Source organism: Allochromatium warmingii, from assembly GCF_900107145.1.
GTDB classification, from domain to species: domain Bacteria; phylum Pseudomonadota; class Gammaproteobacteria; order Chromatiales; family Chromatiaceae; genus Thermochromatium; species Thermochromatium warmingii.
In genome coordinates this window covers 1-20,566 of the sequence record NZ_FNOW01000050.1, presented here as the reverse complement: position 1 = coordinate 20,566, position 20,566 = coordinate 1, and the positions used below count along the sequence as shown (strand labels likewise).

13 protein-coding genes are annotated in these 20,566 nt (G+C 51.9%); 9 read left to right on the top strand and 4 right to left on the bottom strand.

Features of this window, described 5'->3' with window-relative positions; translation table 11 throughout:
* Positions 1–255, top strand: a 255-nt coding sequence (locus BLW10_RS14130) for a hypothetical protein (RefSeq protein ID WP_218139730.1), incomplete at its 5' end; no start/stop codon positions are given.
* Positions 256–340: 85 nt separating this feature from the next.
* On the opposite strand, the gene BLW10_RS12105 is transcribed toward BLW10_RS14130, so the two are convergent.
* A complete protein-coding gene (locus BLW10_RS12105) occupies positions 341–784 on the bottom strand; it encodes a hypothetical protein (protein ID WP_091335043.1) in 444 nt (147 codons plus the stop codon).
* 156 nt (positions 785–940) lie between these two features.
* Here BLW10_RS12105 and rapA point away from each other — a divergent pair, with 156 nt between their 5' ends.
* The gene (rapA, locus tag BLW10_RS12100) at positions 941–3,730 is read left to right on the top strand and encodes an RNA polymerase-associated protein RapA (protein WP_091335042.1); all 2,790 of its coding nucleotides are present in this window, start codon (positions 941–943) and stop codon (positions 3,728–3,730) included.
* A 125-nt stretch (positions 3,731–3,855) separates the two neighbouring features.
* Here rapA and BLW10_RS12095 read toward each other — a convergent pair whose 3' ends face one another.
* Positions 3,856–4,047: a Trm112 family protein gene (locus BLW10_RS12095; RefSeq protein WP_091335040.1), complete on the bottom strand. Its 192-nt coding sequence runs from the start codon at positions 4,045–4,047 to the stop codon at positions 3,856–3,858.
* A 636-nt stretch (positions 4,048–4,683) separates the two neighbouring features.
* Between BLW10_RS12095 and BLW10_RS12090 the strand changes: the two genes are divergently transcribed.
* The 5 genes from BLW10_RS12090 (at position 4,684) to BLW10_RS12070 (ending at position 15,909) form a co-directional block, all read left to right on the top strand.
* Positions 4,684–5,130 (top strand): hypothetical protein, encoded by a 447-nt coding sequence (locus BLW10_RS12090; protein WP_091335039.1) that lies wholly within the window; start codon positions 4,684–4,686, stop codon positions 5,128–5,130.
* Positions 5,131–5,343: 213 nt separating this feature from the next.
* Positions 5,344–8,655 carry a helicase-related protein gene (locus BLW10_RS12085; RefSeq protein ID WP_091335037.1) on the top strand — a complete coding sequence of 1,104 codons (3,312 nt, stop codon included), beginning with the start codon at positions 5,344–5,346 and terminating at the stop codon, positions 8,653–8,655.
* Between the two features lie 709 nt (positions 8,656–9,364).
* Positions 9,365–12,601: an Eco57I restriction-modification methylase domain-containing protein gene (locus BLW10_RS12080; RefSeq protein WP_177169064.1), complete on the top strand. Its 3,237-nt coding sequence runs from the start codon at positions 9,365–9,367 to the stop codon at positions 12,599–12,601.
* 134 nt (positions 12,602–12,735) lie between these two features.
* Entirely contained in the window at positions 12,736–13,707 is a 972-nt protein-coding gene (epmB, locus tag BLW10_RS12075) for an EF-P beta-lysylation protein EpmB (RefSeq protein WP_091335034.1), read from the top strand.
* Positions 13,708–13,791: 84 nt separating this feature from the next.
* The gene (locus BLW10_RS12070; protein WP_091335033.1) at positions 13,792–15,909 is read left to right on the top strand and encodes an EAL domain-containing protein; all 2,118 of its coding nucleotides are present in this window, start codon (positions 13,792–13,794) and stop codon (positions 15,907–15,909) included.
* A 7-nt stretch (positions 15,910–15,916) separates the two neighbouring features.
* Here the strand turns inward: BLW10_RS12070 and BLW10_RS12065 are convergent, their stop codons facing one another.
* Positions 15,917–16,432, bottom strand: a complete 516-nt coding sequence (locus BLW10_RS12065; RefSeq protein WP_245709373.1) for a glutathione peroxidase — start codon at positions 16,430–16,432, stop codon at positions 15,917–15,919.
* 218 nt (positions 16,433–16,650) lie between these two features.
* Here BLW10_RS12065 and BLW10_RS12060 point away from each other — a divergent pair, with 218 nt between their 5' ends.
* Positions 16,651–17,394: a ferredoxin--NADP reductase gene (locus BLW10_RS12060; protein ID WP_091335031.1), complete on the top strand. Its 744-nt coding sequence runs from the start codon at positions 16,651–16,653 to the stop codon at positions 17,392–17,394.
* 96 nt (positions 17,395–17,490) lie between these two features.
* On the opposite strand, the gene BLW10_RS12055 is transcribed toward BLW10_RS12060, so the two are convergent.
* A complete protein-coding gene (locus BLW10_RS12055) occupies positions 17,491–18,804 on the bottom strand; it encodes a DUF3422 family protein (protein ID WP_091335029.1) in 1,314 nt (437 codons plus the stop codon).
* A gap of 186 nt (positions 18,805–18,990) precedes the next feature.
* On the opposite strand from BLW10_RS12055, the gene BLW10_RS12050 reads away from it, so the two are divergent.
* Positions 18,991–20,415 carry an SUMF1/EgtB/PvdO family nonheme iron enzyme gene (locus tag BLW10_RS12050; RefSeq protein ID WP_091335027.1) on the top strand — a complete coding sequence of 475 codons (1,425 nt, stop codon included), beginning with the start codon at positions 18,991–18,993 and terminating at the stop codon, positions 20,413–20,415.
* The last annotated feature ends 151 nt before the right edge of the window (positions 20,416–20,566 follow it).

Here is a 20,566-nt window from a genome sequence, read left to right as displayed (position 1 = left end):
TTCTGGTTCTTTAATAACGTCGTTGAGAACCACGAGTTCACTGCCGAGTTCGTTGACAATCCATTCAATACGTTCAAATCCGCAACGGGCAAGTCGGTCTCGATTGGCAACCACAATTTTGCGCTGTTCTCCGCGCAAGATTCGTCCCAATACGGACTTAAGCCTTTGACACTGATCATCGCGTTGCGCAGTCGTTCAGCAACGTCTTGTATCGAAACCTGTTGGCTCATGGAGCATCCCATAGCGCATGTTTAGTCAAGTCTCAAAGATTGATTGGCAGGGTATTTGGTCGCTTTAGCCTTGCCATATTTGTTAACTTTTGGTCAATTCCATGTGCAAATCAGGCACTATACGAAAGCTCAAAGGTTTTGCGGCGTTTGGAATGACCTTTGGGCTTGAGTTCGCGTTGCGCAAGCCAGATGCCGTGATGGGTTTCGAGCGTAAACGCTACGCTATCGACGCGATGCGGTGAGGCACCAATTGAGCCGTAGCGGTCGATGATGTCCTGAAAACGCGGCGCTAAACGCGGTGGCAGTGTCCAAGCTTCCATCATCGTAAACACAAAATCAGCTTCATATTCATCGGCAATTTGACGAATCAGCGCCGCTGAACGGTTTTTCGTTTCGGGCGTGCTGGTATCAATCGGCACCGCTAGATTCTGGCCGCTGCTGAGATTACCAACAAACGCGACAGATGCCAGCGACTCGCCTGCTTCGACAAAACCGCGTGCGATCTGAATCAGCGGGTCGATGATTTCACAATAAGCGTTAGGAATGGTGCTCATAAAGGTTCCTAAAAATAGTGCTCGATTACGCACGCTATCTTAAACCCAATGATTCATAGATAAGCGACAAACGCCCAGCACACAACACCGCCTCGCCCGTAGCAGAAGCCGGTATGATGCGCGATTTCTTCCGCACCAGTTGAGCGATAAAGCGCGATGCACGAGTTCGTCCCCGGCCAACGTTGGCTGAGTGAAACCCAGACTGAGTTAGGGCTAGGACTGGTTGAGGCCGTCGAAGGTCGTCAGGTGCGGCTGCGCTATCCGGCCACCGGCGAGACGCGGCTGTATGCCCGCGACAGCGCCCCGCTGGCGCGATTGATCCTCGGACGTGGCGAGCACCTGCGTGACCGCGCCGGGCACGCGTGGCGCGTGCTGGAGGTGCGCACTGAGCACGGGTTGCAGTGCTATCAGGTGACAGACACAGCAGGCCACATCCAGTGGCTGGCCGAAGCCGATCTCGATGATCGCTTAACCTATAATCGCCCCGGACAGCGGCTGTTGGCGGCGCGACTCGACAGCGATCTGTGGTTTCGACTGCGTTATCAGACCTATTTATACGGAATGCAGACCGCTGGCGCGACCACACGCGGTTTGATCGGCGCACGGGTGGCGCTCATCCCGCATCAACTGCATATCGCCGCCGAGGTCTCGCGCCGCGAAGCGCCCCGCGTGCTGTTGGCCGATGAAGTCGGTTTGGGCAAAACTATCGAAGCCGGGCTGATTCTGCACCGTTTGCGGCTCACCGGACGCGCCCAGCGGGTGCTGATTCTCACGCCCGAGCCGCTGCTGCATCAATGGCTGGTTGAGATGCGCCGCCGCTTTAATCTGGCGCTGGCGCTGTTTGATGCTGAGCGCATTGAGTCGCTGCACGATGACAACCCGTTTTTATCAGAACAGCGCGTGCTCTGCGGGCTGGAACTGCTGGTCAAGCATCAGACCGCCGGACAAGCCGTGCTTGATGCGCCCTGGGATTTGTTGATCGTCGATGAAGCGCATCATCTGACTTGGAGCGAGACCGCCGCCAGTCCCGCTTATCAGCTCGTCGAAACACTCGCCCAGCGCATTCCGTCCGTATTGCTACTGACCGCCACCCCCGAGCAACTCGGACGTGCCGGGCATTTTGGACGACTGCGGCTGCTCGATCCGGCGCGGTTTCACGATCCCCGCGTGTTTGCAGCCGATGAAGCCCGCTATGCGCCGATTGCCGCGCTTGCTGCGCGATTGCTCGATGCGGAACCGCTCACCGCCGCCGATCACGCGCATCTGACCACGCTGCTTGGCACTGTCAGCGAACTCGACCGCGAGGCATTGATTGAGCGGCTGATTGATCGTCACGGCACTGGGCGCGTGCTGTTTCGCAACACCCGCGCCACCATCCCCGGCTTTCCGCGCCGCGAACTGCTTGCCTATCCGCTGCCCGAACCGGACGCCTACCGCACGCTCCCCGATCCGCTGGCACGGCTGACTCCCGAAGCGGCGCATGGCTTGGGCTGGGAGATGCTTGATCCGCGTGTCGATTGGCTGATTACCACTCTACGTGCTCTGCGCCCAGCAAAGGTGCTGCTGATCTGCGCCCACGCTCGCACCGTGCTCGAACTGCGCGAAGTGCTGCGCCAGCGGGCGGGCATTCACGCCGCGATCTTTCATGAAGGCATGGAGATTGTCGAACGCGACCGCGCAGCGGCCTATTTTGCGGCGGTCGAGGCTGGCACGCAGGTACTGCTGTGCTCGGAAATCGGCAGCGAGGGGCGCAACTTCCAGTTTGCGCATCATCTGATTCTGTTCGATCTGCCGCTCGAACCGGATTTGCTCGAACAGCGCATCGGGCGGCTCGACCGGATCGGCCAAACCCAGACCATCCGCCTGCATGTGCCCTATCTGTGCGGCGGGCCGCTGGAAATCCTGTTTCGCTGGTATACCGACGGCTTGAACGCCTTTGAACAGCCATGCCCGGCAGCAGCGGCGGTGTTCGAGCAACTCGGCGCATCCGTGCGTGCGGCGCTCAATCAGCCTGCCACCGCCGCGCCGGTCACGGAGCTGATCGCCGCCACCCACGCCCTGACAACGCAGCTCAACGGCGAACTAGCTGCCGGTCGCGACCGCTTGCTCGAACTGCATTCGCATCGCCTCACCCGCGACACCGCCTTGATCGATGCCATCACGGCGCTAGACGCGGAACGCTCAGTGGCCGCCTATCTCAGCGATTTTTGGGATGCGTTCGGCGTCGAGCATGAACCTGGCCCCAATGGTTCAATCGTGGTGCGCCCCGGAGCAGAAATGCTGCATGAGAGCTTCCCGCGTCTGCCCGAAGCTGGCCTGACGGCGACCTTTGATCGCGCCCAAGCCCTCGCGCACGAAGATTGGGAATTTCTCACTTGGGAACATCCGCTGACCCGCGAGGCGATGGAGCTGCTCACCGCGTCCGCATTAGGCAGCGCGGCGCTGCTGGTGATCCAGGGTGATGCGCGGTTTCCGCGTGCGACGCTGCTGCTTGAACTGCTCTATGTCGCCGAATGTCCAGCGCCGCCGGAACTTCAGGTTGAGCAGGTGTTACCGCCAACGCTGGTGCGGCTGCTGCTCGATGCCGAGGGACGGGATCGCGCCGCCGAGATCGCGCCCGCGAGTCTGCGCGGCACCTGTTTGAGCCATAACGCCACGCTTGCTCGGGCGCTGATTGGTTCGCAGACAGCGCGACTGACGGCGTTACTCGAACAGGGTGACGCCCTAGCACAGCAGGCGCTGACGCAGTTAGAACAGCAAGCGCGGTCGCGGATGCAGCAGCGGCTCGGGGAAGAACTGGAACGACTGGAGGCGCTGGCGCGGGTCAACCCGACGGTGCGACCGGATGAGATCGCTTGCTTACGTCAACGGCGCGAGCAGCTTGCTGAGGTGCTTGGTCAAACGCAGATGCGCTTGGATGCGCTGCGGCTGATTGTCGCGCATTAAATCAATAGACAGGATTAACAAAATGATTCAGGATTTACAGGATAACGACTTATAAAACAATCAGTTAAATAACCTGTCAATCTTGATAATCCGGTTAATCCTGTCTAATTATTATATATCTGTGCTCAACGATAGCTATCGCATTCTTCGAGCGTCAGATGCCGCGCTTCCTCTTCGAGCATAATCGGGATGTCATCGCGGATAGGATAGGCCAGTTGCGCCGCGAGCGAAATCAGCTCACCGCGTGCGCTGTCGAGAATCAGCGGCCCTTTGGTCACTGGACAAACGAGAATATCTAACAGTTTTTTGTCGAGCATGGGATCTTAAAACTGCTCCATTTAACTTGAGCGAACGTGCTCAATGGATTTATCTGCACTTGGTTGACGCGGCGAACCGCCCAACTCAAGCCCTTGACGCTCAGTGGCGCCGGATTCCCTCAATCGATCAAGCTCTCCAGAGGTTTCATCCCCGTGCGCTAAAGCGCCAAACCGAAGCCTAGCCACTGCAATGTCCTCTATCAGCTCGTCGTTGAACCGTTGTTAGCGGTCTCAAGCAATGCTCATCCTGAGCATCTGTCAATCTGTCAATACGTTTGAGCAAAAATCAGCGATCAGTTAGCGGCTCCTAAAAACAGAACCGAGCGAGCTGGCGCTAAGTGTAGCGTTATCGCGGCCCGGACAACACCAAACAGGTTTCAGTATCTGCTGCGCGACTAGCGGACACCACCGTTTTTTAGCCACTAGAGAACCAAATATTGACTATGCTGAAAGCTACATTCAGGGTTGCGTTTGACGTAAAATGTTGTAGCTATGATGGCGTACTTGAGTCGCGAACCTGTTCACGTTAAACGCGACCTGTACCATCCTTGCCGCCCGCTCGGGGCCGTGCGTCTCGACGGACGATCACCAAAATCACCACCGTGCTATCCACCGTTCGGCAGGAGGAGTTTCGACATGGCCGCGTTCGATCAATTACACGCTCAGAATCATAAGATCACTGAGTTATCGAATGTTTTTCTCTATCTGGTTCGTGAGCGTTCCATGTGTGACACCGATGTCACCTGCAACGTATTTTTTGAGCTAACCACCCATGTCCGCGAGCACATGGAATTAGTTGACCGCGATCTGTGCGGTAAGCTGCTGTCCTATCCCGATCAATCAGTCAAAAACACCGCGAATCGTTTTTTGTCGGGTTCGACTGAAATCAAGCGTATTTTTAGCGCCTATGTTAAACAATGGTGCTCAGAAAAACGCCATTCATTAACCATCAGCGACCACAGCGCATTTGTGCAGGATACTGAGCAAATGTTTGCGCTGGTGATGGATCGGCTGCAACGTGAAACCGAATATCTTTATCCACTGATTCGCAAACTCGAAGAGCAAGAACGAGCAGTGGCTTAAGAAGCTATCAGCTTCCAGCGATCAGCTTTGAGCTGTCGTTTATCGATTCTCAGTTCTAATCAGTTTTCAGTGATCGAAATAATGCGGGCGTCTCATCGAGTTGATTGATGAGACGCCCGTTTTTTTCGGCTGTTGATTGAGCGACTGCGTTGAATGTGTGTCGCACAACAGCACAATTTGCAATCATCCAGAATCACAACAAAGGTTGCCACCATGCCTGCTAAAACGCTATTGAGTTCTGGGATTCGTGATAATCATAGCCGTGGTCGAGTCGCTGATTTCCTCAATGATACAATTGCCGCTGGTAGTCGCTTATCCATTGTTTCAGCCTATTTTACGATCTATGCGTATGAAGCACTCGCGCATCAACTCGATAGCATTGAACATTTGCAATTTCTCTTCGGTGAACCGCGCTTTATTGCGCAATTAGATCCAGAAAAAAACGACAAAAAATCATTTAAGATCGAAGATGAGGGATTAGATCTGGCGAATCGTTTGCAACAAAAAGCGATTGCGCGGCGCTGTGCGCACTGGATACGCGATAAGGTTGAAATTCGTTCGATCAAACAATCAAATCTGTTGCATGGCAAGCTCTATCATATTGATGATGGTCGCCGTGAACAGGCGTTGCTTGGTAGTGCTAATTTTACGCGCAGTGGCTTAGGATTGTCAGCAACGCCAAATATTGAACTGAATTTAATTGTTGACAGTGACCGCGACCGCCTCGATTTAAAAGCATGGTTTGACCAGATTTGGCATGATGAGGCATTAGTTGCGGATGTCAAAGCTGATGTATTGCGCTATCTGGAACAGCTTTATGTCAATCATGCACCTGAGTTTATTTATTTCAAAACGCTGTATCATGTTTTTGAGCGTTTTTTATCTGGACGCGATGCTGAAGCGGCATTATTCGATCAAAGCGCAATCATTGATACAGAGATTTGGAAAGCATTGTTTGATTTTCAAAAAGATGGCGTAAAAGGTGCTATTCACAAAATCAATGCGCATCATGGCTGCATTCTTGCCGATAGCGTCGGTTTAGGTAAAACCTATTCGGCATTGGCTATTATTAAATATTATGAGCTACGTAATTACCGTGTTTTAGTATTATGCCCGAAAAAGCTCCGCGATAACTGGACGGTCTATCTCGCACAAAATAACAGTGAATTAAATCCTTTTCTCAAAGATCGTTTTGCTTATACTGTATTATCACATACGGATTTATCGCGGGAGCGTGGGCGCGTTGAGGGTGTTGATTTAGCAACGCTAAATTGGGGGAATTTTGATCTAGTTGTGATTGATGAATCGCACAATTTCCGCAATAACATTAAAGGCAAGCGTGACGAATCAGGACAGCTTATTCGCAAAAGTCGTTATGAGCGATTGATGGATGATATTATTCAGGCGGGTGTGAAAACGAAAGTGCTGTTACTATCAGCAACGCCGGTGAATAATGATTTAAAAGATTTGCGCAATCAGATTTATTTTATTACTGAAGGGCGTGATACGGCTTTTGCGGATAACTTTGGCATTCACAGCATTAAAGATACATTGACAGCTGCACAAAAGACGTTTATGGACTGGGCGACCAACTCTGGAGATAAAGATGCGCAGGAGTTAATCGAGCGGCTGTCAGCAGGCTTTTTTACGTTGTTAGATGAATTAACAATTGCACGTTCGCGCAAGCATATTCAGAAATATTATTCTGCATCGTTGGTACAGATTGGGCAGTTTCCACAACGCGCCAAGCCGCATTCTATTTTTTCTGAGATTGATTTAAAGGGCCACTTTTTATCTTATGATAAATTGAATGACAAAATCAACAATTATCAATTATCGCTGTATCGTCCGTCGTTGTATGTTTTAGAGCAGTTCAAGGCGCTATATGATTCTGAGCTGGTGCGCAATTTTAGCCAAGAAAAACGTGAAAATTTTTTGATTGGCATGATGAAAGTGAACTTTCTCAAGCGTTTAGAAAGTTCGGTCTATTCGTTTGCAATTACTATGCAGCGCACAGTAGCAAAGATAGAAGATTTAGAAGCACGTTTGCAACATTTTCAGCTTCAACAGGAATCAGCAGCAATAGAAATACAAGCAGATTTACCGTGCGAATCAGATGAGGAGGATGATGAGTTGCTGCAAGCCTTTGAAGTCGGTACAAAGCTGAAATATAAAATGGAGCATTTGAATATCGCTAACTGGTTAGAGGATTTAGCCCGCGATAAACAGCAGTTATCATTGTTAGCAGACGTGGCGCAAGCGGTTAATGCAGAACGCGATGCGAAATTAGCAAAATTGAAAACTTTGATTGAGCATAAGATAACGCATCCGACGCTTAATGCGTTTGGCGAGCCAAATCGCAAGGTGATTGTGTTTTGTGCTTTTGCAGATACGGCGACATATTTATATGAGCAGTTAGCGCATTGGATACAGCAAGAATTTGGGGTGCATAGTGCATTGGTTTCAGGTGGAGCGCGTCCAAATCGCTGTACCTTTGGTCGTGCTGAGTTTACGGCAATTTTGGTCAATTTTGCGCCGCGTGCCAAACAGCGCACTAAGATGCCATCCATGCCGCAAGTAGGTGAGATTGATATTTTAATTGCGACAGATTGTATTTCTGAAGGGCAAAATTTGCAGGATTGTGATTACTTAATTAACTATGATATTCATTGGAATCCGGTGCGGATTATTCAGCGTTTTGGGCGCATTGATCGCATCGGGAGTCCTAATCCGACAATTCAACTTGTGAATTTTTGGCCGACGGATGATTTGAATAAATATATCAATCTAAAAAATCGCGTGGAAGCACGGATGGCATTGGTCGATATTGCGGCGACAGCGGAGGATAATATTTTGCAAACTGAGGTGTTGCAGGAGTTGATTACAGAGGATTTGCGTTATCGGGATAAGCAGTTGTTACGATTAAAAGATGAGGTGTTGGATTTAGAAGATTTTAATGAATCCGTGGCGTTAAATGCGTTTACGCTTGATGATTTTCGGATGGAGTTGGCGGCGTATATTGAAGCAAATCGGGCACTGCTTGAAGCGGCTCCATTGGGTTTATATGCAGTGGTGCCGCCTCATACGGAGCATCAACAGATTCGGCCTGGGGTAATTTTTTGTTTGAAGCAGCGGCAGGAAGCGGTCGGCAGTGAAACGGTGAATCCATTGCAGCCGTATTTTTTGGTGTATATTCGAGATGATGGTACGGTGCGTTATAATTTCACCGCTCCAAAGCAGATTTTGGAGGTGTTGCGAGCAGTGTGTCAGGGTCAAACTGAGGCGTATGCGTCAGTATGTGAGCTATTTGATGCTGAAACAGAACATGGGCAAGATATGCGCGGTTATACGGCGTTGCTAAATCAAGCAGTGGCAGCGATAGCAGCACAGTTTAATCGAAAGAATGCGGGAAAATTGTTTACTGGTCGTGGTGCTAAACTGTTAGATGCCGGCAAGCAAGTGAAAACTGCGCAAGACTTCGATTTAATAACATGGTTAATTATTAAGGATCAAAACGATGTCTAAAAATAATGCGGAACGTCGTAAAGCGTTGTTAGCGGCGTTACAGGATTTTCAATACGCTGAGTTTTCAGTTGCAGCGATTAAATTTTTGGGTGTGCTGGGTTATGCCAGTGAAAAAACTGCTGACTTTGGCACAACAGCCGAAGCATTGCTCAATACGATTGAGCAGTTTCAGCCGGAGCTAGGGCGGATCAATCGCAGTTTAGTTCGGGCGCACCACTGGAAATCCTGTGCTTTTTTGTTTCAGTTGACGAATGATGAGATTCCATTTTTAACGGCAGATGATATGCCGTTAGATATTGTTAATGCGGATTTAGAGCGCAATCAAATTGAATCCTTTGTCTTTTTGGCGATTGAATTAGAGTCTGATATTTGGTCGCGCACAGATTTTACGACAATTTCACGCGAATTAAATCGGCGTTTTCCGATGCCGGTTATCGTATTATTCAAGCATAGTAATTTATTTTCGCTGGCAGTGATTGATCGTCGTGTCAATAAACGTGATGCAAGTCGTGATGTCATTGATAGTCGGGTGACGGTTATTAAAGATGTGCAATGCGATAAACCGCATCGGGCGCATTTGGAGATTTTATTTAATTTAGCTGTAGATAATTTAGGTGAGCGTCGGCGTCCATCGAATTTTCGTGAATTGTATGATGCGTGGATTGATACGCTTTCAACGCAGAAGCTGAATCAACATTTTTATCGGCAGTTGGCGTGGTGGTATCTTTGGGCAATTAAAGAAGTGCAGTTTCCGGCGGGCGGTGGAGAAGATCGGAATGCAATCGGGGTGATTCGATTGTTGACGCGATTGATTTTTGTCTGGTTCATCAAAGAACGTGGATTGGTACCTGAAGCGTTATTTAATTTGAATGCGCTCAAGACCATACTCAAGCAAGCGCCGGATGAACATCCCGAAGCGGGCAATTATTATCAGGCTATTTTGCAGAATTTATTTTTTGCGACGTTAAATGTTGAAATGGGGCAGGAACGCCGTTGGGCTAAGGAAGGTTCTGGAATGAAAGGAGATTATTTGATTTCTTTAGTATATCGTTATAAATCAGCGTTTTGTGATGTTGATGCGGTATTGGCGGATTATTTTGCAACGGTTCCGTTTTTAAATGGTGGGTTGTTTGAATGTTTAGATGAAGCGTTGACGGACGAGGATTTAAAGCGCCGTCCTGAACTCAAAAATTTAGTGGTTAAAGAGGGTAAAAATTGGGTATTGCGCGTCGATGGGTTTTCACGGAGAGCTGAAGCACAAGCGCATGTTCCAAATAAATTATTTTTTGGTGGGATTGAAGATGCAGCGTTAAATGCGGAATTTGACACGCGCAATCGGTGTTATCCAGTTAAGGGACTGATTGATTTACTGAGCAGTTATAAATTTACGGTTGATGAAAATACGCCGTTAGATGAAGAAGTCGCGCTCGATCCTGAATTATTAGGCAAGGTATTTGAAAATTTATTAGCGAGTTATAACCCAGATACGCGCACCACCGCCCGCAAGCAGTCGGGGTCATTTTATACCCCGCGTGAGGTGGTGGAATATATGGTTGATGAGGCGCTGATTGCCTATTTTGCACGTCATCTTACGGAGCGAGAGGAATTAGATGCGGCGTTGCGTCGTTTGTTGTCGCACGCAGATACTGGGCATGAGTTGAGTGAGATTGAAGCGGATAAATTGGTTGCAGCGATTGAGCATTTAAAGGTGCTCGATCCGGCCTGTGGATCGGGCGCATTTCCAATGGGTATTTTAACAAAATTGGTCATGGTGTTGCGCAAGCTCGATCCTGATAATCGGCGATGGCGGGAACAGAATCTTTTGCCATTAAAAGAGCGATTAGCGAGTGCTCGCAAGACGCCGAATTTAGAGCAGCGTGATTCAGAAGTGACAGAAGCTGAAGCTGCGTTAGAAAAATACACCCGAGATTTTGCGGATGTGGCGTATGCCGATTATACGCGCAAGCTGTATTTAATTGAAAAATGTATTTTTGGTTCGGATATTCAGCCGATTGCAGTACAGATTGCAAAGTTACGCTTTTTTATTGCGTTGATTGTGAGTCAACCGGTTGATTCCGCAAAACCAAATTGGAATATTACGCCGCTGCCAAATTTGGAAACAAAGATTGTTGCAGCGAATACGTTATTTGGCGTGCCGCGTCATGGTCAGCAGATTTCGCTGTTAAATGATCCGGCGATTGCGGAAAAAGAAGCGGCATTGCGCGAAGCGAATGCAGCGTATTTTACAGCGCGGACGCGGGCGACTAAGAAGCGGCGCAAAGAGCGGGTACAGCAGTTGCATGAAGAATTAGTGTTATTGTTAAAAAGCAATGGATTTGTGACAGAACGCGATGCGGAACGGATGGCGCGTTGGGATCCGTTTGACCAGAATCGTTATGCTGATTTTTTTGATGTGGAGTGGATGTTTGGGATGCCGCGTGCGCGGGATAATAGCGAGGCGGTATTTGATATTGTAATTGGAAATCCGCCGTATGTGCGGCATGAAGAAATTAAAGAACTGAAGCCGTTATTAAAAAATGTTTATACCTATCAGTGTTATACGGGGACGGCAGATTTATATGTGTATTTTTATGAGCGTTCGGTTAATTTGTTAAAACCGCATGGGATGCTGTCGTTTATTACATCGAATAAGTGGTATCGAGCTAAGTATGGTGCGGGTTTGCGGTTGTTTATGGCAACCGAGACGCAGTTAAAGCAGATTATTGATTTTGGTGATGAAGCCGTTTTTACGGCGATTGCATATCCGACGATTATTGTGGCAGCGCGACGGGTGCAGCCGCTGAATCCAGCACCTGCTACGGATAAGATGCGGGTTTTGAACTGGTCACAGGCGTATCCGGTGGAGCAGTTTCCGGCGGTATTTCGTGCTGAAGCATTTGAGGTGCCACAGGCTGAACTTAAAAAAGAAGGTTGGCAATTAGAGCCGCCGCGCAAACGTCAAATGTTGGCGCACATTCGCAAGATGGGCACGCCTTTAGGTCAATATGTGAATGGTCGGTTTTATTATGGAATTAAAACAGGCTTTAATGATGCGTTTGTCATTGATGGTATAACACGCGAACGCTTGATTGCTGAAGATCCACAATCGGCTGACGTTATTAAACCGTTTTTGCGTGGGCGTGATGTGAAGCGGTGGAAAGTCGATTTTAACAATCAATATCTTATAAAAATAGCGTCATCTGAAAATGCGCTGCATTCGTGGAGCGGCAAATCAGAAAAAGAAGCAGAAACCATATTTTCTACATGCTATCCAGCGATCCATGCGCATTTTTGCAAACATCGACAGGCGATGATTGACCGTTACGATCAAGGAAAATATTTTTGGGAGTTGCGGGCGTGTGCTTATTGGCAGGAATTTGAGCAGCCGAAGATTTTTGTGCCTGCGATTGAAGATGGTGTTGAATATGCACCTGATTTAGCAGGTTACTACAGCAATGATAAAACAAGCATTATTGTTACAGAAGAATGGCGTTATATACTAGCTATTCTAAATTCATCAGTTTCATGGTGGATTACTAAGCAAACCTTTTCTAGCAAACAAGGTGGATTCTTTGAATTTAAACCGATGTATGTTTCTCAGTTACCAATACCTTCTAATGCAATAAGCGGCTTAAAAAAAGAAATAATTGGCATATTAGTAGATTTGCTTCTTGTAACTAATAAAAAAGCACATTTTGAGAAACTACTAGATGGCCTCGTTTATGAGCTATTCTTTCCCGACGACTTGCATAACGCCAATATTCATTTATTTGACGTTTGCGAACAAGCTGGCATCAGCCAACTTGCCGATCTAAACGATCAAGCACTCGTCGCCGCTGCGCATGAACTCGCCGAACGTATTTTTGCTGAAACACACCCGATTTCAATACAACTTAATCACTTAAAAAAGCTTGATGTCGTGCAACTGATTGAAGAACATCAATAAATGTAGTAGTAGAGTACGCAGTGCGTACCCTACGGTGTATTAGGAGACGATCATGTCTAACCTTGCCCCACAACTTCGCCTCAGCATCGAAGATTATTTAGCCGCTTTCTGAGTGAGGGTGTTTCGCAACCGCTATGAACCGTACAGACCACCCCCACACCTTCACCCAACTCAATGACCTGCTGGATTTTCTCGACTTAGATCGCGCCCAACTCACCGATCTCGACCCTGCGCCGCCGGGGTTTGGACTGCGTGTGCCGCGAGCCTTTGCCGAACGGATGCAGCGCGGCGATCCGGCTGATCCACTGTTGCGTCAGGTACTGCCGCTGACGCTCGAACGGCAAACGGTTGACGGCTATATCACTGATCCGGTCGCCGATGCCGCCGCCGAACGCGCCCCAGGCCTGCTAGTCAAATATGCCGGACGCGCTCTGCTGCTGGTCACCGGAGCCTGTGCGCTGCATTGTCGTTACTGTTTTCGCCGTCATTTTCCCTATCAAGATTTCGGGCCGAGTCCAGCGCGGCTCGAACGGGCGCTGACCGAGATCGCCCGCGATTCACAGTTGACCGAAGTGGTGCTCAGTGGCGGCGATCCGCTGTTACTCGACGCGGCACGGCTCAATGACCTGATCGAGCGGCTCGAACAAATACCCACGCTCACACGCCTGCGCCTACATAGTCGCGTGCCGGTGGCCATACCTAGCCGCTTATCGCCGCACCTTGCCGAGCGCCTGAGCGCCAGCCGTTTACAGAGCACACTGGTGATTCACGCCAATCACGCCCACGAACTCGATGCCAGCGTGTGCCGCGTGTTACACGACTGGCAAGCCGCTGGCGTGATGCTGCTCAATCAGAGCGTTCTGCTACGTGGCGTGAATGACTGCGCCGACAGCTTAATCGCCCTGAGCGAACGACTCTTTACCTGCGGCGTTTTGCCGTACTATTTACATGCCCTCGATCCGGTCGCCGGCAGTGCCCATTTTCAGGTCAGTGACGCGACGGCCAAACTGTTGCTTGAAACCGTGCGGGCGCGGTTGCCGGGCTATCTGGTGCCACGTCTGGTGCGCGAACTGCCCGGCGATTACGCGAAACGCCCGTTAGACTAACTCGGCTCACCGTGCTTTCCCTTTCGCGCTGGGAAGACCGATAATCCGCCCATCAGCGATGGATCTGACGCGAACGACTTTTGTATGCCTACGCCCAGCCAACACCCGACGCTGCTCATCATCACCTCCGAGACCAGTGAAGCCGAACGGCTGATGGCGACGCTGCGCGAGGCGCGGTTGGCCGAACACAATCGGGTGATTCCTACCGCCGAACATCTTGACAAAGTGATCGCCGAGCGCGAGTTCGCTTTGATTCTCTGCTGTGGCTACGATCCCGACATCGAAGCCGACAAGGTGCTGGCAACCTACAAGCGGCTCAAATCCGATGTGCCCTTGATCCTACTGGCCGATCCCGAGCAGTGGGACGCGCAAGCGGCCAAAGCGCGTCGTGCCGGAGCGCGTGACATCGTGCGCCGCGCCGATCCCGAACATCTGCGGCTGAGTGTGGCGCGTGAGCTGGCCGATTGGCGGGCGCGTCAGGCCAGCGCCGCCCTGAGCGAGCGTCTGCGCCAGTGCGAACACAACACCTTGCGCGTCACCGAATTGAGCGGCGCGGGCGTCGCCTTTGTGCAAGATGGGCTGCATATTGATGTCAGTCCGCTCTATGCGCAGCTTTTTGGGCACGCCTCGCCCGAGGACACGCTGGCCACGCCGCTGCTCGATCTGATCGCCCCGGCACATCATGCCGCCCTGCGCGAGCTGCTCAAAGCCAGTGCGCCGGGGGTATCAAAGACCGTCACTGTGCTTGACATTACCTGTCAACGGCTGGATGCAAGCAGCTTCCCCGCCCGCTTATTAGCCACGCCAAGTGAATTTGACGGCGAAGCCTGTTTACGGCTCATTATTCAGCCACTCAATGCCGCCCCAGCAGTCGCGCCGCCGACATCGGCCCCCGCGCCCGTCGCACCCAATGCGCCCGCCGTTGCCACTGAAGCCACGCCTATAGCGAGCAGCGATAGCGGCTGCGGCTATGGCCTAGCCCCCTTGATTGCCGAGATCGAATCACATATCGACGCGCAACGGCTCGTGACACGCCCCTTTGCGATTTTCTTTATTCGTGTGGTCAAAATTCACGATGTCATGCGCGATATGGGGCTATCAATTGGACTGGAATTGCTCGACGAATTTAGCCTGAGTCTACGCACGCTCATTGCCGAACGCGGCACGCTGGTGCGTGTGAGTGAAGATGGCTTCGGCCTCATAGTCGATCATCTCGATGAATTAGGCGCACAGGCGCTGGCTAATGAATTAAGCACACAGGCGCGATTAGCAGCGCGGGCCGCCGTACAAGATGCCACCGCTGCTGATTGCCAGATTGGTTATTTTCTAGTTAGTGATCGCGCCTCAGCGCCAGAAGATATTATCAATGCCGCACATCGGCTGTGTATTGGGCATCGCTATGCTGGACAAACGCCAGCACCATCCACCGCTGATGCGCAGGTCACAGAAAGCAGCGAAGAAACACTCGCCCGCACACTTGATTACGCACTGCAACACGATCAACTTAAATTAGTCTATCAGCCGATTATCAGCCTCATGGGAGATAATCAGGAAAACTACAGCGTATTACTGCGCTTGCTGGATGAAGAAGAACACTTACTCGATGCCGCTGATTTTTTTGGCACTGCAATACGGCGCGGTCAAATTGAAAAAATCGACAAATGGACAATCCGCGCTGCCATTGATGTAATCAGTCAACAACGCCGCACCGGACATAATCTCAGCCTGTTTATCAACTTGTCCGAAGATGCGTTTCGCAACCCAGATACCGTGCTCTGGATCTGTGATTGTTTACGCGAATTTGATGTGCGTGGCAATTGGCTGACAATTCAATTTCAAGAAGAAGTCGTCATCGGCAATTTAGCCAGCATTGGCAAATTAGTTGAGACATTGCGCAAAATTAAATGTCGTGTTGCCATTGGGCATTTTGGTGCAACCGAACGCCCCGAAATGCTATTACAGGCGCTGGCGCTTGATTTCGTGCTTTTGCGCCCGGAATTAGCGCAGGGTTTAGCCGATGATTCAGCAAAACAACAACGGCTGCTGCAATTAGCAACGCTGGCCCGCGAATTTAATGTTAAAAGCGTGGTCACTGGGGTCGAAGATGCACGCGCCTTAACCGTGCTCTGGACAGCCGGTGTTGATTATGTGCAGGGGAATTTTCTGCAACGACCCTCGACGACGCTGGCGGTGCAGGCGTAAGTCATAATCACAACAACCGCTCAATCGCCTTGATAACTTTAGTGCTGTCGGGTTTGGTGGTGCTGATATAGTGATCGACGAGTTTGCCGTTGCGGTCGATCAGATATTTGTAAAAATTCCACTTCGGATAGGGCGCACCGGCGAGCGCCAGTCGCTCGAAAATCGGTGCTGCTTGTCCCTTTTTGACGCGCACTTTCTCAAACAGCGGAAATTCAACCGCATAAGTCAGGCGGCAGAATTTCTGAATCTCCTGTTCATTGCCCGGCTCTTGATTGGCGAAGTCATTGGACGGAAAGCCCAGTACCACAAAGCCGCGATCTTTATATGTCCGATAGAGCGTTTCTAGCCCTTCGTATTGTGATGTAAAACCGCATTTGCTTGCAGTGTTGACGACGAGAATCACTTGTCCTTGATAGGCGTGACAGAGATTCACTACTTCGTTTCCGGCCAAACGTCGTGCTTCGAAATCAAGCAGCGATGAACAGGATTTGGTTGCTGTTTCTGCTGTGACGCTTAAACTCATTGTGGTTAACCCTAAGAATAGTAGGACGGATTTCACGTAACGCATTCCCATGATGCTGTATCTGACGGCTAGAGATAGCGCATCAGAACGGGATTGCAATAGCGCGGAGCGTACCGATTATGCTGAGACCATCAAAGACGGGAAAGACGGGCGGCGGATAGCCACTCTCTGTGCCCGCTGTTTGCTCCATCGTAAACGAATTGAGGCTAATACAAGTTATGAGCGATTGGATTCAAGCGCGAGTCGTCGGTCGGCAGTGTTGGGCTGAGAGTCTGTACAGTGTGCAATTTGAGGCAGCGATCAGCGATTTTGCGGCTGGGCAATACATTAAGGTTGCGCTCGATATCGACGGCGAGCGTGTGGGGCGACCTTATTCGCTGGTGAATGCGCCGGGTGAGCAGCCGATTGAGATTTTCTTCAATGCCGTACCTGAGGGGCCGTTGACGACGCGGCTGGCGGCGCTGAACGCGGGTGATACGGTGTGGATGACGGCGACGGCGAGCGGCATTTTTACGCTCGAAAGCGTGCAGCCGAGCCGCGATCTGTGGTTGTTGGCGACTGGAACCGGACTTGGGGTGTATTTATCGATGCTGCGCTCGCCGGAGCCGTGGCGGTTGTTTGAGCGGGTGGTGTTGGTGCATGGCGTGCGGCTAGGGGCGGATTTGGCCTATCGTGAGACGCTGGAGGCGATTGCGCAACGCTATCTTGGGCGCTTGACGTGCGTGGCGGCGGTGAGTCGTGAGGCATGGCCGCCGGGGCTATCGGGGCGGATCACGGATTTGTTGACGAGCGGTGCATTAGAGCGCCATGTTGGGTTGACGATTGATCCGGCGCACAGTCATGTGATGCTGTGCGGCAATTCGGCGATGATTAAAGACACGAAGCTGATTTTGGAAGAACGTGGTTTGGTGCGGCATCGGCGGCAGGTGCCGGGGCAGTATTCGACCGAGCAATATCATTGAGAAGTGCTTTCAGCGATCAGCCGCCAGCTTCCAGCAATTAAATCCCATGTTGAGCGGGTGGCTGGTAGCGGATCGCTGGCGGCTGGTAGCTGACAGCTAATTACCGCTGTGTTCCCATTTGAGCAGCCGAGCTTTCATCCGTCGTAAGCCGAGCCAAGCCGTCAGGACGACGACTGGCGCGGCAACGCCGGTGTAATAGGTGGCATCAAAGGGGAACGGTAGGCCATGCGCTTCCAGTCCTTTGAATAAATAGCCGATCAATCCGACCCCATAGTAACCAATCGCAATGACGGATAGGCCCTCGACGGTTTCTTGTAAGCGCAGTTGCAGCTTGGCGCGTTGGTTCATGGATTCGAGGAGGCCGCGATTTTGTTTCTGCAATTCCACTTCAACGCGAGCGCGAAGCAGGCTGGTGAGGCGGGCGGCGCGTTCGGCGAGTCCCTGTTGACGTTTGGCCGCTGAGTTACAGGTTGCGATAGCGGGCGTGAGTCGCGCTTCGAGAAATTCGCTCAGAGTTTGCAAGCCTTCGATGCGACGCTGACGCAGTTGCTCCAGACGTTGCATCACCACGCCGTAGTAGGCGCGGGAGGCTTCAAAACGATAGCTAGTGCGGGCGGCGACGGCTTCGATTTCGGCGGCGAGATCGGTCAATTCGGCGAGCAATTCGCTTTCGGGGATTTCTTGACTGCGATCTTCTTGACAGGCCATGCGCGAGGAAACGGCCACTAAGCGCCGTTCGGCGTCGCTGAGACAGGCATTGGCTTCGCGGGCTGGTTGTAGCCCTAAGAGTGCCATTGCGCGATAGGAGCTGACCTCTAAAATGCGCTTGGCGAGGCGTCCGGCTTGATTCGGCGATAAGCCCTGATCGCGCAGTAATACCCGCGAAAAGCCGTCGGCATGAATGCGTAGATCGGAGTAAGCGCGGGCTAATCCGCCGACCACTTCTGAGCCGATCACCGAATGACCACCAAAGAGACTGCTTAATTCATCGGGGCTGTAGTCGGGGGTATCTGCGGGTTCGAGTGCGAGCGAGATTGCGGCGATGACCTCGCCCGGCATACTGGCGAGCCATTCTATCGGCAGTTGGACGGCGACTGGATTGGCAAAAGGATGTTCAAAGGGGCCGGATTGACTAAAGGTGTAGCTGACAAATTCGGTGTGGCGCTCCCAGAGCAGCCGGAGTGCGCCGAGATCGACGAGATAATATTGCTCGACCTGACGCGGACGTGGGATGCCGTAGTGTTCGAGCAGTGCGTAGAGATGATGGACGGTGCGACCGCTGCCGCGCTCGCCGCACACGGAAGCGATATGCGAGAGCCGCGACGGGGCTGGGAGTGGAATGTAGGTGCGGGCGTGCAGCTCGGTGATGAGCTGATGACGGAGTGGATGTTCCTTAAAAGGCATGAGCATGGGCATGGTGAGTCATTCCAGAATTTAATCAGATGCTGTTAGGCGCTAGTATCGCGCTGAATGTGTCCCGATTAGAACCAGTTATGTGGTGCTGCGGAGCGGTGCTGGCATCGATTCGGACAAAGTCGGACAATCACTGCTTCGCAGCACTGTTGTTTTCTCCCTGCTCATCGACCGAGATGCCCCATGTCTGAGCCAATCGACTCGCAACTGAATCTTGACGCTGAATCGGAGTCTCTGCGCCGGACGTTAGACCATCTGCGTCAGGAAGCGGAAGCGGAGATTAAGCGCCTGAGTACGCTGCTGAGTCAGCATGATTATTCGCCGAGCAATCAGGTGGCGAGTGCGACTGAGCGGCTGGCGTTACAGCAAGAAATGGTGGTGATGCAGCAGGCGCTAGAGGCGAAAGAACAGGCGCTGGATCACATCACGGCTGAATGTCGGCGCTTAGAAGACGCGCTTGAAGATCAGCAATTAGCACTTGAAGGGCGTTCAAAAGACATCGAGCGCAAAGAACAGGCGCTGCTGGAAGCGCAGGTTGAGATTGATCGGCTGCGTCAGGAATTGCTCGATGCAAGTTGCCAGAACGCCGCGCCGCTGCCGACGACACCACAGCCTGCACCCAATGCGCGCCGCAGCACCGCGCCACCGTGGTTGCTGGCCAGCACCGGACTGCTCGGCGTGCTCTTGAGCGCGTCGGTGTTTATCAATGTGCAATTACTCGGGCGGCAACCGGCGGCACCTGAGGCGCTGACTGAGCGCACTCCGGTCGCCAGTGCGCCCAAACCGCCACCCACCACGACGCCAGATGCTGGCAATCATCTAGCATCGACAACACCCAAACCGCCGCCGCCCGAACGCGGCCCGACGACCACAACTGCCGCGCCGCGTATTCATCAAGATCGCTTGCGCGACGGTGCACCCGGGCCGGCGATGGTGGTGCTGACTGGTGGCAGCTTCCGCATGGGGCATAACAGTCTCGGCGGTGAAGATTACAGCCCGGCGCGTTCGGTGCAGATCAAACCGTTTATGCTCGCCGCCTATGAAGTCACGTTTCTGGAATATGACCGCTTTGCGCGGGCCACGGGGCGCGAATTACCGAATGATCAAGGCTGGGGACGCGGCACGCGCCCAGTGATAAGGATTAGCTGGAAACAAGCGCGTGACTACACGCTCTGGCTGGCACAGGAAACGGCGCAACGCTATCGCTTACCGAGTGAAGCAGAGTGGGAATTTGCTGCCCGTGCTGGAACAACAACGCCGTTTTGGTGGGGACAGGAGATCGGTAAAAATCACGCCATTTGTGCTGACTGTGGCAGCGAATGGGACAACCGCTCAACCGCGCCGGTGATGAGCTTAAACGCCAACCCTTTTGGGCTATATGACATGACTGGCAACGTACTAGAGTGGGTCGCAGACTGCTATCGCGCCCGCTACGACGGCGCACCGGATGACGGGCGGGCACTACTCACGGGCGATTGTGCCACGCGGGTCGCACGCGGCGGAGCATTTAATCAGCCAGCGGATGCCTTACGCTCATTTGTACGGGCACGCTTTGCGGTCGATACCCAGCTCACCACACTGGGATTTCGCGTAGCGCGGGATTTATAGCAGAGCGGGTAGGCAGCTTCCAATCACGAGTCGCCAGCCACCAGCTTCCAGCTATTACCCGATGTGCGACTTTTTAACGGTCTATGTGGATGCTTGACGTTTGGTTGGAGCGACAAGGCCGTCTGAACTACGCTGAGAAGAGGGTCCACTC